Here is a 14,254-nt window from a genome sequence, read left to right as displayed (position 1 = left end):
AGGAGTTCAAGGGCACCGGCAACATGGAGCTGAAGCTGGACCGGAAGCTGTCGGAGAAGCGGATCTTCCCCGCGGTGGATGTGGACGCCTCCGGCACCCGCAAGGAGGAGATCCTCATGGCGGGCGACGAGCTGCAGATCATCTGGAAGCTCCGCCGGGTCCTGCACGCCCTGGATCAGCAGCAGGCCATCGAGTTGCTGCTGGACAAGATGAAGCAGACCAAGTCCAACACCGAATTCCTCCTCCAGATCCAGAAGACCACCCCCACACCCGGCAACGGCAGCGGCGGCACCGACTGATCATCGGGGCCGCCGCATATCTCGCAGGGTCAGGGGTCCGCGGTGTCAGGAGTCCGCGGTCAGGAGTCGGCGGGCTCCAGCCGGACGGCGATGCTGTTGATGCAGTACCGCTGGTCCGTCGGGGTCTGGTAGCCCTCGCCCTCGAAGACGTGGCCGAGGTGCGACCCGCAGCGGGCGCACCGCACCTCCGTGCGGAGCATGCCCATCGAGTGGTCCTCGATCAGCTCGACGGCGTCGGACTCGGCCGGGTCGTAGAAGCTCGGCCAGCCGCAGTGCGACTCGAACTTCGTGTCGGAGCGGAAGAGTTCCGCGCCGCACGCCCGGCAGTTGTAGACGCCGGTGGTCTTGGTGTCGGTGTACTCACCGGTGAAGGCGGGCTCGGTGCCGGCCTCGCGCAGCACCCGGTACTCGTCGGGGCTCAGCTCCGCACGCCACTGCTCTTCCGGCTTCTCGATCTGGTACGTCACGTCCGGACGGCCTCCTTCGTCGCTCTCAGGGGCTTCCTCGCGGACCTCACTGCTGGGGCAGCCGGGCGAGGATGCCGGGGCCCAGCTCCGTCACGTCCCCGGCTCCCATAGTGAGAACGAGATCACCGGGTGCCGCCATTCCCGCGACGAGCTCCACGCCGTCGGCACCGCTCGCCGCGTGCCGTACGTCGGCGCCGGCGGCGCGCGCCGCGTCGGTGATCAGCGCGCTGGTGACGCCCTCGATCGGGTCCTCGCGGGCGGGATAGATGTCGAGGACGACCGAGGCGTCGGCCAGCGCCAGCGACTCGCCCATCTCCGTGGCCAGCTCCTGCGTGCGGCTGAAGAGGTGCGGCTGGAACAGGACGATGATCCGCCCGTCGCCGGCGCCGCCGCGCACGGCCTCCAGGTCCGCGGTCATCTCCGTCGGGTGGTGCGCGTACGAGTCGATGACCTGGATGCTGTTCGCCTCGCCCTTGAGCTGGAGGCGGCGGCGCACGCCGGTGTACGTGCCCAGGGCCTTCGCGAGCTCGTCGGCCGGTACGCCCAGCTCGGAACCGGCGACGACCGCGGCGACGGCGTTGTGCGCGTAGTGCCTGCCGGGCACGAAGACGGCGAAGGTCAGCTCCTCGCCGTCCAGCAGCACGGTCGTCTCGCTGGTCAGGCCGTGCGGCGTGACGTCGAGGACGCGTACGTCCGCGTCGGCCGCCTCGCCGTACGTGCGCACCCTGACCCGCCCGCGCTCGCGCACCCGGCGCGTCAGCTCGCGGGCCCCCTCGTGGTCGGCGGAGACCACCAGCACGCCGCCGGGGCGGATCCGGTCGGCGAAGGTCACGAAGGAGTCGTAGATCTCCTCCATGGAGGCGTAGTTGGCGTGGTGGTCGAGCTCGACGTTGAGGACGACGGCCACCTCGGGCGCGTACTTGTGGAAGCTGCGGTCGGACTCGTCGGCCTCCGCGACGAAGATCTCGCCGCGGCCGTTGTGCGCGTTGGAGCCGGGCTCGTCCAGGTCGCCGCCGATCGCGTACGACGGGTCGAGGCCGAGCGAGCCGAGGGCGACGGCGAGCATCGAGGTCGTGGTGGTCTTGCCGTGCGTGCCGGCCACGGCCAGCGGACGGCACGCGTCCATCAGCGCGGCCAGCGCGTCCGAGCGGTGCACGACGGGGACGCCGCGCTCCTCGGCGGCGGCCAGTTCGGGGTTGTCCGGCCGGATGGCGCTGGAGACGACGACGCAGGTGGCGTCCGGCGCCAGATGCGCCGCGTCGTGGCCGATGTGCACCGTGGCGCCCAGACCGCGCAGCGCCGCCGCCGTCACCGACTCCCTGGCGTCGCTTCCCCGCACGCGCGCGCCGCGCTGGGTGAGGATCTTCGCGATGCCGGACATCCCGGCGCCGCCGATGCCGATGAAGTGCGGCCGTGCCAGGCCGGCGGGAACGGACGGGCTGGACAGGTCGGCTGCCATGCGGGCGCCTCCAGGACTCGTACTCTCGCGAACGGCGCGGTGTGCGTCGCACGGGAACGCCCCCCGGGCGCACACGTCGCGCGCCGCTCAGCCTATGTGTTCCGGGGCGGCAGTCCGGCCTCCGGCTCCGCTGCCGCCGCCCCTTCGCCCGTGGCCCTGCGCCAGGGGTGTGCGCTGGGCCTGCGCCAGGGGCCTTGCTAGGGCGTGTGCGCGAAGAGCTTCAGCACGGGCACGCCCACCTTGTGCCGGGCCCTGGTGGCCCAGTCCCGGTGGAAGAACTCCTCGACCAGGTGCGGCGCCGTCAGCACGATGACTTCGTCCGCGCCGTGCTCCTCGACGGTGTCCGTGAGCACGTCGAGCGGATGGTCCTCGATGACCCGGCCCTGGGCCTCGGCACCTGCCTCACGGAGCATCGTCAGCGAGTGCTCCAGGGCGCGGACGGCCGGCTCGTGCGCATCGCGGTCCGCCGGCTCGCTGCCCTCGTGGACGGCCTGGTCGAGCTCGCCGAGCGCGACGTCGTCCAGGGCGCGCAGCAGGCGGTCCTGGTCACCGCGCGGCTGTATCAGTACGACGAAGGAGACTGCCTCGTCACCGTGCAGCGTCGTGACGAGTTCCACATCGTCGGACACCAGTGGCTTCTCGATCATCAACACGCTCGTGAACACGGCGGTGCCCTTCTTCTTCCCAGCGGAGCCCGGGGGCTCCGGCACGATCATCCTGCCAACGGCTGCCCGCGTACGCGCAACTCACGCTCCCCCCGTCGCATTCCGATACGGCCGGAACCCTCGTCCCACGGGCATCCGGGCGGGACGTGCTGCGGATGCCCGGCGATGCCCGGCCGTCATCCCGCCGTCGTACGGTCCCCGTCGCGGCGTCCGGCGCGCTCGTACCGCGTGAACAGGAAGCCGTCCTCCTCCAGTACCCCGGCCAGCCGGAAGTCCACCGGCACCTCGACGCCCGGGCCGTTCACGATCCGCGAGGCCTCGCCCGAGGTGACGCGCGGCGCGACCGTCAGGCACAGCTCGTCCAGCACTCCCCCGGCGACCAGCTGGCCCAGCAGCCTCGGGCCCCCTTCCGTCAGCAGCCGCCGCAGCCCGCGCTCCGCGAGCGCGGCGGGAAGCCGGGCGGGCTCGACGGCGGCACCGTCACCGGCGAAGACGACCTCCGCACCGGCCTTCCGTGCAGCCGAGATCCGGTCGGACGGCGCGGCGGCGCCCGTCACCAGCAGCGTCGGCACCGAGGGGCGGGTGAAGAGCGGTGCGGAGAAGTCCAGGTCCAGGCCCGCGCTCACGACGGCGACGACCGGCGCCGGCCCCTGCCCCGCGGCGGCGCGGCGACGGGCGAAGACCTCGCGCTCGCGGGGCGGCCCGTACCCCTCCTGCCGTACTGTCTGCGCCCCCACCACGACCGCGTCGGCGAGACCGCGCAGCACGCCGAAGACGCGCATGTCCGCCTCGGACGACAGCGGCTGTGAGCGCCCGTCGTGGTAGGCGGCACCGTCCAGCGAGGAGACCATGTTGGCCCGCACCCACACCTGGTCGCCGGCGAAGGCGTCGGGCTCGGGGTAGGCATAGGCGGCGGCCAGTGCGTCGATGCTCCACTGCCCGCCGTCCGGCGGAGGGGACGTCTCGGGGCGTTCTTCTGCGGTGATCGGGAACAGACGTCGCATGCACGGCAGTTTGGCACGCCGTCCCGCGCCCCCGGCCCGACGGCCCGGCCCGGAAGACCGCACTCCGCGGCGTCCGGGGCCCGTCCGCGAAGTCCCCGCCCGGACTCCGTCTGGGACGCGCCCCGAGCCTCGGGACCGGCACGCAATCCCCTGGCCGTCGGCCGGGAATGCTCCGACGCTGCGTTGTCGGCCGTCGGCATGCCCTCCCTCCCCCGCGGCTCCCGGGCCGAAGGCCCAGGGGGAGGACGGCGCTGCTTCGCGGACGCGCCCTAGCATGAAGAGCGTGTCCCGCTCCCTCGACTCTGCCGACGCCGCCGGTTCCGCCGGCCGCGCCGCCCCCGTCCGTCCCAACGGCGAGAGGGGCACGCCGCTCTCCCTGACCGCGCGCGATCCGCACGTGCCCGCCGAGCGGCTCGTCGCCGAGATGGTGCCGCCGCCGCGGTTCGACGGCGTCCGCTTCGAGACGTACGTACCGGATCCGGAACGTCCCAGCCAGGCCGAGGCCGTACGGGCGCTCCGCTCCTTCTCCCACACGCTTCGCGGGGAGGTGCCTCCGGGCGGGACCGGCGCGCGGGGGCAGCGGGCGGGCGGCTCGGGCGGCGGCCTGAAGCGGTGGTTCCGGCGCGGCGGCGGCACGGCCGGGAGCGGCGGCCCCCGCGGCGTCTATCTCGACGGCGGCTACGGCGTCGGCAAGACGCACCTGCTCGCCTCCCTCTGGCACGCCGCCGACGCTCCCCCGGAGCGCAAGGCGTTCGGCACGTTCGTGGAGCTGACCAACCTCGTCGGAGCCCTCGGCTTCCAGCAGACGGTCGCGACCCTCGGCGGCCACCGGCTGCTGTGCATCGACGAGTTCGAGCTGGACGACCCCGGCGACACGGTGCTCGTCTCCAGCCTCCTCGGCCGCCTCGTCGGCCATGGCGTCGCGCTGGCCGCCACCTCCAACACCCTGCCCGGCAGGCTCGGCGAGGGCCGCTTCGCCGCCGCCGACTTCCTCCGCGAGATCCAGGGACTCTCCGCGCACTTCCGCACGCTGCGCATCGACGGCGAGGACTACCGGCACCGCGGTCTGCCCGCGGCTCCCGCGCCGCTCGGCGAGGACGAGGTCACGCGCACCGCGCACCGCACGGCAGACGCCTCGCTCGACGCCTTCCCCGAGTTGCTGGCCCACCTGGCCGCCGTGCACCCGAGCCGGTACGGGGCGCTCGTCGACGGTCTCGGCGCCGTCTGCCTGACGGGTGTCGGCCCGGTTCCCGACCAGTCCACGGCGCTGCGGCTGGTCGTACTCGCGGACCGCCTGTACGACCGTGAACTGCCCGTCGTGGCCTCGGGATCGCCGTTCGACGAGCTGTTCAGCGCGGAGATGCTCGAAGGCGGCTACCGGAAGAAGTACTTCCGGGCGACCTCCCGGCTCACCTCCCTCGCACGCGACGGCGCCCGCCTCGCCGGAGCCTGATACTCCCCACCGCAACCCTGGCCCGGACCTCCCGGACCTCCCGGACTCCGGGTCGCGCGACTCGGCCCCGCCCCGGCGTCCGGCCGCCCCGCCGAACGCGCGTAGACGACCGCTGTCGTGGCTAGTGCTCGCACGCCGGTCCGCGTGGTAGACACACGGGACATCTGCCCGCCGACAGGGAGTTCCGTATGACGACACGACGTCAAGTGCTGGCGAGATCGGGCGCGTTGGGAGCAGGCATCGCCTTCTCGGGCGCGGTCTCGGAATTGTTCACGGGCACCGCTGCCGCCCAGGGCACCGGGGGCCGTTCCGGGTACGGCCCGCTGGTGCCCGATCCGAAGGGCGTCCTCGACCTGCCCAAGGGCTTCAGCTACAAGATCCTCTCCCGGGAGGGCGACGACCTGCTCTCCGGCGAGGGCAAGGTGCCCAGCCACTGCGACGGAATGGCCGCCTTCGCCGGCAGGCACGGCCACGGCGGGTCCCGCGGCTCGACGTGGCTCGTACGCAACCACGAGAACCGCATGGACGCGAAGATCGGTGTCCCCACGGTCGACGGCCTCACCTACGACCCCGAAGCCCTCGGCGGATGCACCGTCCTCGAACTCGACGCTCACAACAAGGTGCTCCAGGAGCGCGTCGGCATCGCCGGCACCTCCACCAACTGCGCGGGCGGCCACAGTCTCTGGGACACATGGCTGACCTGTGAGGAGACCGAGTTCAAGGCCGGCGAGGAGGGCTACACCAAGGACCACGGCTTCATCTTCGAGGTCGGCTTCCGCGACGACCGGCCCACCTCCACCGAACCGCTCACCGCGATGGGCCGCTTCCAGCACGAGGCCATCGCGTTCGACCCGCGCAACGGCGTCGTGTACGAGACGGAGGACGCCTTCGAGTGGCCCTTCGGGCTCTTCTACCGCTTCCTGCCGGAGAAGCCCCTCGGCGGCTACGGCTCGCTGCACGCGGGCGGCAAGCTCCAGGCCATGCGGGTGCCGGGCGTGCCCGACCTGTCGGTCGTGCAGGAGCCGGGCACGGGCTTCGAGGGCATCGAGTGGGTCGACGTCCCGGACCCGCTCGCCAAGGAGACGGCGATCCGCTTCCAGGACTTCGGCAAGGACGGCATCACGCACGCCCAGAAGCTGGAGGGCTGCTACTGGGGCGGCAAGTCCGTCTACTTCGTGTCCAGTTACGCCAAGAAGGGCGAGGGCTCGAAGGCCGACCACTACGGCCAGATCTGGCGCTACGACCCGAAGCACAAGAAGCTCACGCTCGTCGTCGTCTTCGGCCCGGACACCGATCTGAACCTGCCGGGCGAGGAGCCGGACAACATCTGCCTGGCGCCGAGCGGCGGCCTCATGGTGTGCGAGGACGGCGAGGGCGCGCAGCACGTCTTCGGCCTGACCAAGCAGGGCGCCGTCTACCCGATGGCACGCGGAAAGCAGAACATCGGCACGCCGGAGGAGCCCGCGTGGGGCGAGTTCGCGGGCGTGACGTTCTCGCCGGACAACCGGACGATGTACGTCAACTGCTATGAGCCCGGCACCACGTTCGCCGTGACGGGCCCCTGGCAGCACTGACCCCGGCGTACGGCACGCTCACGCTTCCGGCCCGGTGTCCCTCGGGGCGCCGGGCCGGACCCGTGAGCGGCCGGGTCGCCCTAGCTCCGCCTGGACGCCTGGCGGCAGGCGAACGCCGTGGCCGCAGCGGCGGCGGCCAGGGAGAGCACCGCCGGAACCCAGGGCACCGTCACCGTGCCCGTGTGCGAGCCGGTCACCAGCCCGGAGACCGCGGCGTTCGCCGGTGAACCGGCCGCGACGAGCACCAGCAGCGCCGACAGCATCGCGGACGGCACGGCCCAGCCCGTACTGCGCAGCAACGGCCGGTTGCACAGCGCGCCCACGGCCGTGCCGAGGAGGGCGCAGGCCCCCGCCGCCAGCAGCCCCGCTGCGGCGGCCGGCAGCACCGGCACCTCGACATGCCCCTCGGAGCTGTGCGGATCGCTGACCACGACGGTGTACAGCGTGGCCGCGGCGCCGAGCCCGGATGCGGCGAGCAGCGCCGTAAGCACGCCCGCGAGGTGCACGCGTGCCGGGCCCGCCGCGGCGGCGGTGCAGTGCCGGGCGGCGGCGGGCTCGCCGTTGACGCAGATCCGTACGAGCCACGCGGTGACGGGCAGCAACGCCGCGGCCGCGTACCCGAGCCCGTCCAGCAGCGGCTCCCCGGGCTGGACGCCGATGGCGAGGAACGCCGCGTACAGCACCAGCGGCGGCAGCCACCGCTGGGAGCGTACGAGGAGCTCCGTCTGGTAGGCGAGCAGGGCCTTCATCGCGGCTCCTCACGCGAGACGGAACGGATGTGCCAGTGCCCCGCGAGCAGAGCGCGCAGCAGGGAGTCGGAGTACGCGGCGGGGGCCGTCAGCACCGTCCTGCCCTCGGGTGTCTCCTCGGTGCGCGGGGAGCCGGGGAGCTCAGGCGGGAGCGGGACACCGGGCGGCCCTTCCGCCTCGACGCGCACCTGAGGTCCGTACGCCGGGACGCCGCCGTGCCCGGGGGTCACGGAGCCGGCGACCTCCCGCAGTCCGGCGCCCTCCACCCGGTACGTCGCGTCGGGCGCCCCTGCCAGTCGCGCGGGGTCGTGGTCGACGAAGACGACGGTGCCGCCCTCCGCCACCCGCTCCGCGACCGACCGGTCCAGGACCGCGCGTGCCGCCTGGTCCAGGCCCGTCCACGCCTCGTCGAGGACGAGCAGTTCCGGACGGGCCAGCAGCGCCTGGGCCACGACGACCTTCTGGCTGCTGCCCTTCGACAGCTCCGACAGCGGCGTACGCGCGTACGCGTCCGCACCGAAGCACTCCAGCCACTCCCGCGCCCGGCCGGCGGCGGCGTCCCGGCGCAGTCCGTGCACGCGGCCCATGTGCGTCAGGTAGCCGAGTGCGGTCAACGGCATTGCGGCCGGGAAGCGTTCGGGCACATACGCGCTGGAGGGGCGGCCCGTGATGCGCCCGGCGCTCGGCGCGTCGATGCCGGCGAGCAGGCGCAGAAGCGTGGACTTGCCGCTGCCGTTGACGCCTTCGACGCGCACCAGACTCCGTTCCGGCAGTGAGAAGTCGACGCCGCGCAGCACCCACTCTTTGGCCAGGCCGTAGCGGCGGCCGACTCCGTCCAGTCTCATACGAATCGACGGTAGCCGAGGGGCCGCGGGACCGGCCGGACAACCGTCAGACTGGTACGGCGGGGCTCCGCCAACGCCGCCCCGGCCCACGGTTGTCGGAGGCCGCCGAACCTCAACTCCTGCTCTGAATCCGCGCCCTGGTGGATTGGCCCGAGCGTTCCGTGGCAGGAGCGTGAGGACGAGGACCGAACGAGGCGACGGGGAGGCGCACATGGGGGCGACGGACACCCGGGTGCGGCTGGGCACCGGCATCGGCTGGCGGCCCGAGATCGCGGACGGAATCGAGGCGCTGCCCGGCATCGACTGGGTCGAGGTCGTCGCGGAGAACATCTGCCCCGGCCATCTGCCCGACGCCCTGCGCCGGTTGCGCGAACGCGGCGCGACCGTCGTCCCGCACAGCGTCTCGCTCGGGCTCGGCGGCGCCCAACTCCCGGACCCCGCACGGCTGTCGGCCCTCGCCGAGTGCGCGGAGGCGCTGGAGGCGCCGCTCGTCACCGAGCACATCGCCTTCGTACGGGCGGGAGGCGGGCCGACCGGGCATCCGGCGATGGAGGCCGGTCATCTGCTTCCGGTTCCGCGCACGCGGGACGCCCTGGACGTGCTGTGCGAGAACGTGCGCGCCGCACAGGAGGCCCTGCCCGTGCCGCTCGCGCTGGAGAACATCGCGGCGCTGGTGGAGTGGCCGGGAGAGGAGCTGACCGAGGGCGCCTTCCTCGCCGAGCTGGTGGAGCGCACGGGTGTGCGTCTGCTCATCGACGTCGCCAATCTGCACACGAACCACGTCAACCGCGGGGAGGATCCGGCCGCCGCGCTGGCCGAACTCCCCCTGGAGTCACTGGCGTACGTGCATGTGGCGGGCGGCTTCGAGCGGGACGGGGTCTGGCACGACAGCCACGGGCATCCCGTCACCCGGCCCGTGCTGGACGTGCTGGCGCAGCTGTGCGCACGCGCGGAGCCGCCGGGCGTGCTGCTGGAACGGGACGAGAACTTCCCGCCGGTGAGCGAGCTCGCGGGCGAACTGAACGCCATCCGGGAGGTGTTGAGGCTCGGGCGCGATGTGCGGGAGCCGGAGCCGGTCCCGGAGCCGGCCGCGGTCACGGTCGCGGCGCCTGACTCCGCTCCCGGCAAGCCGCCGCCCTCGGGGGGACTCGCGGCCGAGCGGGAGACCAGCGCCGCACGGGGGCGCCTCGCGCGGGCGCAGGCGGGGCTGCTCGCCGCGCTCGTCGCCGGCGCACCGGCCGGTGAGGGGTTCGACGTGGAGCGGCTCGCCGTGCAGAGCCGCGCGCTCGTCGGCAAACGGACCGGCGTGGTCGCGAAGGTGGCACCCGAACTGCCCGAAATCCTGGGCGAGACGACCTTCCGCAGGGCCTTCGCGGCGTACGCGGACACCAGGCCGATGACGGGCGGCTACCGCCGCGACGCGCTGGACTTCGCGGCGCACGTCCTCGACGGAGGCCCCACGGCTGCCGGAGGGCGGCGGGCGCACCGGCGGCTGCGGCGGTGGTGGCTGGAGCGCTCCGGCCCGGAGCCGCTGCCCGAGGGCAGGCTCCGCCGCACGCTGCACCTGATGCGCACCGCCTGACCTGATCTGCGCACCGCCTGACGCGCGGGCCGCCGCTGCCCCGGACTCCCGTGTGTACGGGGGGATTTCGCACGGCCGCGCCCACGCTCCCCGCTTCGGGGGCATCGCCCCCGACACCGGACCGTGGTCCTTTACTCGGCCAACTCCCCCACCGAGCATGCGTGTTGTCACACACAGCACTCGATCACTCACACAGCGCTGACGAAGTTCGGCACCCGAGCGCAGGCCCATCGCGCCGTGTATCCCACAAAGCACGACATCTCATACAAAGCGTCACACACCAGGCACATCGCACGACAGGAACGAGGCGCCCCGTGCGCTCAGTCGCGATCCACGGCACCCTCGGTGCCCTGGTCCTCACGGCGGTCGCCGTCATCCCGGCCGCCCCCGCCATCCCCAACGCCCTTGCCCGTACGGCCGTTTCCCGTACGTCCCCGGCGCCGGCGGCCCCCGCCACCGGCGGTCTGCCCCTCCCCATGCGCGAGGCCCGCGAGGCGGTCGGCGCGGCCCGGGCGGCCGAGGCGGCGTCAGCCGCCGGGATCGACTGGACCGACTGCCCCGCGGCCGACGAACTCCCCTCGTCCGCCCGCTGCGGCGAGGTCACGGTCCCCGTCGACTACGCCGAACCGGACGGCGAGAAGATCCGCCTCGCCCTCAGCCGCAAGCGCGCGACGGGCCCGGCCGGACAGCGGAAGGGGCCGCTGATCCACAACCCCGGCGGCCCCGGCGCCGACAGCATGGGCTTCCCGCTCTACGGCACGACGCGCGGCGGAGTCTGGAAGAAGCTCAACCGCGCCTACGACTTCGTCGGTTACGCCCCCCGCGGCACCGGACGCTCCGCGCCCCTGCTGTGCCGGACACCGGACGAGGCGGAAGACGCGGCGGACAAGGGCCCGGCGCGCTCACAGCGCGTGCCGTCCGAGGCGTTCGGACGGGAGCTGCGCGGGGAAGCGGCCGGGTTCGCCCGGGCATGCGCGCACCGGCACGGCGCGCGCCTCGGCCGCTTCACGACCGCGGACAACGCGCGCGACCTCGACGTGCTGCGCGCCGCCCTGCACCGCGAGAAGACCGCCTTCGTCGGCACGTCGTACGGCAGCTACCTCGGCGCCGTCTACGCCACCCTCTTCCCGGGCCGCGTGGGGCGGCTCGTGCTCGACAGCGTCGTCGACCCGCGGCCCGGACGGATCTGGTACCGCGACTCCCTCGCGCAGAGCAGGGCCTTCCAGCGCCGCTGGCGGGAGTTCACGGCCTGGGTCGCGGAACACCACTCCGCGTACGGGCTCGGCCCCGGCGCGCGGGACGTGCAGCGGACCTTCGAGGCGGCACGCGAGCGCGCCGACCGGGGACGGCTCGGCTCCCCCGAGGGCAGGCGCGGAGGCTCCCGGCAGCTGCTGCGCGCCTACCTCGCGGCGGGCTACAGCGGCGAGAGCTGGCCCCGGCTGGCCGCCGCGCTCGCCCGGTTCCACGACGGCGACCCACGGCCGCTGGCCGAACTGGCCGCGCCCGGCACGCTCTCCGCCGCGCAGCAGGAGAACGCCGACTCCGTCTACAGCGCGGTGCAGTGCTCCGAGGGGCACTGGCCGCGCGACTGGTCGCGCTGGAACCGCGACAACACCGCGATCTCCGGCGGCGCTCCCTTCCAGACCTGGGAGACGGTCAGGGCGAACCTTCCATGTGCGTACTGGAAGGGCAGGCGCTCGCGGCCCGTCGACGTCCGTACGGCCCCTGGCGAGCTGCCGCCCGTCCTGCTGCTCGCGTCGACCCGGGACGCCGCGACGCCGTACGAGGGAGCGCTGGAGACCTGGAAGCGGCTGTCCGGCTCGTCCCTCGTCACCGAGAGGGGCGCGGTCGCGCACGGCGTCGCGGGCGGCAACGCGTGCGCCGACCGACATCTGGCCGCGTACCTTCTCAAGGGCAGGACGCCCGGCCGCGCGGCCGACTGCCCGGCACGCCCCGCACCCCGCCCCTGAGCGCCCCGTCCTAGACCAGCCCGGCCAAGAGCTCCCCCACGGGCTTGCGCCGCCCGGTGAAGAACGGCACCTCTTCCCGTACGTGCATCCGCGCCTCCGAGCCGCGCAGATGACGCATCAAGTCGACGATGCGGTGCAGCTCGTCGGCCTCGAAGGCGAGGATCCACTCGTAGTCGCCGAGGGAGAAGGCGGGCACCGTGTTGGCCCGTACGTCCGGGAAGCCGCGGGCCATCTTCCCGTGGTCGGCGAGCATGCGGCGGCGGTCCTCGTCCGGCAGCAGGTACCAGTCGTAGGAGCGCACGAACGGATACACGCTCACATACGCCCGCGGCTCCTCGCCCGCGACGAACGCCGGCAGGTGCGACTTGTTGAACTCGGCCGGCCGGTGCAGCGCCATGTTCGACCAGACCGGTTCCAGGGCGCGCCCCAGCCGCGTGCGGCGGAAGCGGTTGTAGGCGTCCTGGAGGGCGTCCGAGGACTCCGCGTGCCACCAGATCATGAGGTCGGCGTCGGCGCGCAGCCCGGAGACGTCGTACGTGCCGCGCACCACGACGTCCTTCGCGGCGAGCTGCGCGAACAGCTCCTCCACCTCGTCCGCGTGCCCGGCCCGGTCCTCGGGCAGGACGTCGCGCAGCCGGAAGACCGACCACAGGGTGTATCGGACGACCTCGTTGAGGTCCTTGGCCTTCTTGCCCGCGTTGGGCGCCTTCTCCGGCTTCCCCGGCTCCGGTGCAGCAGTCATGGCCCTATTCTCGCGCGCTGCCGGCAGCGGCCCGCGCCAGGGTCTCCCGTGCGGCCCGCTGCCCGCTCGCGACGCACGCGGGGATGCCGACCCCTTCGTACGCTGCTCCGCACAACGCGAGGCCCGGCACCCGCTCCACCGCACCGCGGATGCGGGCGACCCGTCCGGTGTGCCCGACCGGGTACTGCGGCAGGCCGCCGTCCCAGCGGGTGACGAGCCCCGCGACCGGACGGGCCGACAGGCCGACCGCCGCCGCCAGATCGCGCAGCGACAGCTCCACGAGCTCGGAGTCCTCGCGCTCCAGGACCGCCTCCTCCCCGTACCGCCCGACGGACGTGCGCAGCAGGAACAGCTCGGGGTCCTGTGCGCCCGTCCACGCCCACTTGTTGCCGGAGAACGTGGACGCCTTGATGGTGCGGCCGTCGACGGGCGGTACGAGGAACCCGCTGCCGCCGGGGACCCGTTCCAGGTCCCTGCGCCGGAAGGCCATGGTGACCAGTGCCATCGACGCGTACTCCACGGCGCTCAGCTCCGCGGCCGCCGCGGGCGCCTCGTCGGCCAGCAGCCGCGCGGCCTGCGGGGCGGGAACGGCCACGACGAGCGCGTCGGCGCTCAGCGTCTCGCCGCCCTCGGTGACGACCGTCCAGCCGGTGGCGGCCGAATTCCCTTCCGGCGAAGCGCCGTCAGTTGTGCGGCGCGCACGCACGGTCCGTACGGCGGTGCCGGTACAAATCCGCGCACCCGCCGCGCGGCACGCTTCGGCGACCGCGCCCGGCAGCCGCCCGATCCCGCCCGCGACGCCCATGAAGACCGGCGAGTCCGCGGGCTGCGCGGGCGCCCGCTCTTGCAGCGCGCGCACCCCGGCGAGCAGCGACGTGCCGGTGCGCGCCGCCTCGTAGAGCTGGGGCACGGCGGCGCGCAGGGAGATGCGGTACGCGTCGCCCGCGTACACGCCGCCGAGCAACGGCTCGACGAGACGGTCCACGACCTCGCGGCCGACGCGCTCCGCCACGTATCCGCCGACGGCGACGTCCTCGCCGACCTCCGTGCGGGGCAACACCTCGTCCTCGCCGACGCGTTGGAGCGCCTCGTCGGAGAGCAGTCCGCGCAGCGCCTCGGGGCGGCCTGGCACGCCCATCACATGGCCCCTGGGCATCGGGCACAGCTCGCCGCGGGACCAGATCGCGGCGGTCGCGGTCGCCGGGGGCTCCAGGGCGTCGCCGAGGCCGGCGTCCCGCGCGAGCTCGACGCCCTCGGGACGTCGCGCGAGCATCGACTCGGCACCGAGATCGACGGCCGCCGTTCCGGCGATGTCACCCGTGAGCAGCTTTCCGCCCACGCGCGCCGACGCCTCCAGCACGGTCACCCCGGCACCGGACGAGGAGAGCCGCAGGGCCGCCGCGAGCCCCGAGATGCCGCCGCCGATCACGATCACATGCATGTGT

The 14,254-nt window shown here is 73.6% G+C and carries 12 protein-coding genes and 1 pseudogene; 5 read left to right on the top strand and 8 right to left on the bottom strand.

Features of this window, described 5'->3' with window-relative positions; all coding sequences use genetic code 11:
• Positions 1–299 (top strand): annotated as a pseudogene (locus QQM67_RS25500) (transcription termination factor Rho); the annotation flags it as partial.
• A gap of 59 nt (positions 300–358) precedes the next feature.
• On the opposite strand, the gene msrB reads toward QQM67_RS25500, so the two are convergent.
• From msrB to QQM67_RS25480, 4 genes are all read right to left on the bottom strand, one after another.
• Positions 359–766, bottom strand: a complete 408-nt coding sequence (gene msrB, locus QQM67_RS25495) for a peptide-methionine (R)-S-oxide reductase MsrB (protein WP_314176796.1) — start codon at positions 764–766, stop codon at positions 359–361.
• A 46-nt stretch (positions 767–812) separates the two neighbouring features.
• Positions 813–2,225, bottom strand: a complete 1,413-nt coding sequence (gene murC / locus QQM67_RS25490) for a UDP-N-acetylmuramate--L-alanine ligase (RefSeq protein ID WP_314176794.1) — start codon at positions 2,223–2,225, stop codon at positions 813–815.
• A 197-nt stretch (positions 2,226–2,422) separates the two neighbouring features.
• Complete coding sequence (locus QQM67_RS25485; protein WP_314176854.1) at positions 2,423–2,890, bottom strand: indole-3-glycerol phosphate synthase; 468 nt, start codon at positions 2,888–2,890, stop codon at positions 2,423–2,425.
• Positions 2,891–3,066: 176 nt separating this feature from the next.
• Positions 3,067–3,894: a pyrimidine reductase family protein gene (locus QQM67_RS25480; protein ID WP_314176792.1), complete on the bottom strand. Its 828-nt coding sequence runs from the start codon at positions 3,892–3,894 to the stop codon at positions 3,067–3,069.
• Positions 3,895–4,168: 274 nt separating this feature from the next.
• Between QQM67_RS25480 and zapE the strand changes: the two genes are divergently transcribed.
• Positions 4,169–5,347 (top strand): cell division protein ZapE, encoded by a 1,179-nt coding sequence (zapE, locus tag QQM67_RS25475; RefSeq protein ID WP_399067569.1) that lies wholly within the window; start codon positions 4,169–4,171, stop codon positions 5,345–5,347.
• 188 nt (positions 5,348–5,535) lie between these two features.
• Positions 5,536–6,921 (top strand): alkaline phosphatase PhoX, encoded by a 1,386-nt coding sequence (locus QQM67_RS25470; protein ID WP_314176790.1) that lies wholly within the window; start codon positions 5,536–5,538, stop codon positions 6,919–6,921.
• A gap of 80 nt (positions 6,922–7,001) precedes the next feature.
• On the opposite strand, the gene QQM67_RS25465 is transcribed toward QQM67_RS25470, so the two are convergent.
• Both QQM67_RS25465 and QQM67_RS25460 read right to left on the bottom strand, forming a co-directional pair.
• Positions 7,002–7,670, bottom strand: coding sequence for an ABC transporter (locus QQM67_RS25465; RefSeq protein ID WP_314176789.1), 669 nt, complete (start codon positions 7,668–7,670; stop codon positions 7,002–7,004).
• Complete coding sequence (locus tag QQM67_RS25460; RefSeq protein WP_314176787.1) at positions 7,667–8,515, bottom strand: ATP-binding cassette domain-containing protein; 849 nt, start codon at positions 8,513–8,515, stop codon at positions 7,667–7,669. The genes QQM67_RS25465 and QQM67_RS25460 overlap by 4 nt, the downstream gene beginning before the upstream one ends.
• 211 nt (positions 8,516–8,726) lie before the next feature.
• Between QQM67_RS25460 and QQM67_RS25455 the strand changes: the two genes are divergently transcribed.
• Positions 8,727–10,097: a DUF692 domain-containing protein gene (locus QQM67_RS25455; RefSeq protein ID WP_314176785.1), complete on the top strand. Its 1,371-nt coding sequence runs from the start codon at positions 8,727–8,729 to the stop codon at positions 10,095–10,097.
• Positions 10,098–10,411: 314 nt separating this feature from the next.
• Positions 10,412–12,067: an alpha/beta hydrolase gene (locus QQM67_RS25450; protein ID WP_314176783.1), complete on the top strand. Its 1,656-nt coding sequence runs from the start codon at positions 10,412–10,414 to the stop codon at positions 12,065–12,067.
• A 10-nt stretch (positions 12,068–12,077) separates the two neighbouring features.
• On the opposite strand, the gene hemQ is transcribed toward QQM67_RS25450, so the two are convergent.
• On the bottom strand, positions 12,078–12,809 hold the full coding sequence (hemQ, locus tag QQM67_RS25445; protein WP_314176781.1) for a hydrogen peroxide-dependent heme synthase: 732 nt from the start codon (positions 12,807–12,809) through the stop codon (positions 12,078–12,080).
• Positions 12,810–12,813: 4 nt separating this feature from the next.
• On the bottom strand, positions 12,814–14,250 hold the full coding sequence (hemG, locus tag QQM67_RS25440; protein WP_314176780.1) for a protoporphyrinogen oxidase: 1,437 nt from the start codon (positions 14,248–14,250) through the stop codon (positions 12,814–12,816).
• Positions 14,251–14,254: the final 4 nt, after the last annotated feature.

This window comes from Streptomyces winkii, assembly GCF_032248595.1.
In the GTDB taxonomy this organism is placed as follows: Bacteria; Actinomycetota; Actinomycetes; order Streptomycetales; family Streptomycetaceae; genus Streptomyces; species Streptomyces winkii.
Note: the sequence above shows the minus strand (reverse complement) of the source record. Positions and strands in the feature narration are given on the sequence as shown.

Bases quoted from the DNA above. Each gene is read 5' to 3' on its own strand.
- QQM67_RS25470 (WP_314176790.1), top strand. From the start codon at position 5,536: ATGACGACACGACGTCAAGTGCTGGCGAGATCGGGCGCGTTGGGAGCA.
- hemQ (WP_314176781.1), bottom strand. From the start codon at position 12,809: ATGACTGCTGCACCGGAGCCGGGGAAGCCGGAGAAGGCGCCCAACGCG.
- QQM67_RS25465 (WP_314176789.1), bottom strand. From the start codon at position 7,670: ATGAAGGCCCTGCTCGCCTACCAGACGGAGCTCCTCGTACGCTCCCAG.
- zapE (WP_399067569.1), top strand. From the start codon at position 4,169: ATGAAGAGCGTGTCCCGCTCCCTCGACTCTGCCGACGCCGCCGGTTCC.
- QQM67_RS25460 (WP_314176787.1), bottom strand. From the start codon at position 8,515: ATGAGACTGGACGGAGTCGGCCGCCGCTACGGCCTGGCCAAAGAGTGG.
- QQM67_RS25455 (WP_314176785.1), top strand. From the start codon at position 8,727: ATGGGGGCGACGGACACCCGGGTGCGGCTGGGCACCGGCATCGGCTGG.
- hemG (WP_314176780.1), bottom strand. From the start codon at position 14,250: ATGCATGTGATCGTGATCGGCGGCGGCATCTCGGGGCTCGCGGCGGCC.
- QQM67_RS25480 (WP_314176792.1), bottom strand. From the start codon at position 3,894: ATGCGACGTCTGTTCCCGATCACCGCAGAAGAACGCCCCGAGACGTCC.
- murC (WP_314176794.1), bottom strand. From the start codon at position 2,225: ATGGCAGCCGACCTGTCCAGCCCGTCCGTTCCCGCCGGCCTGGCACGG.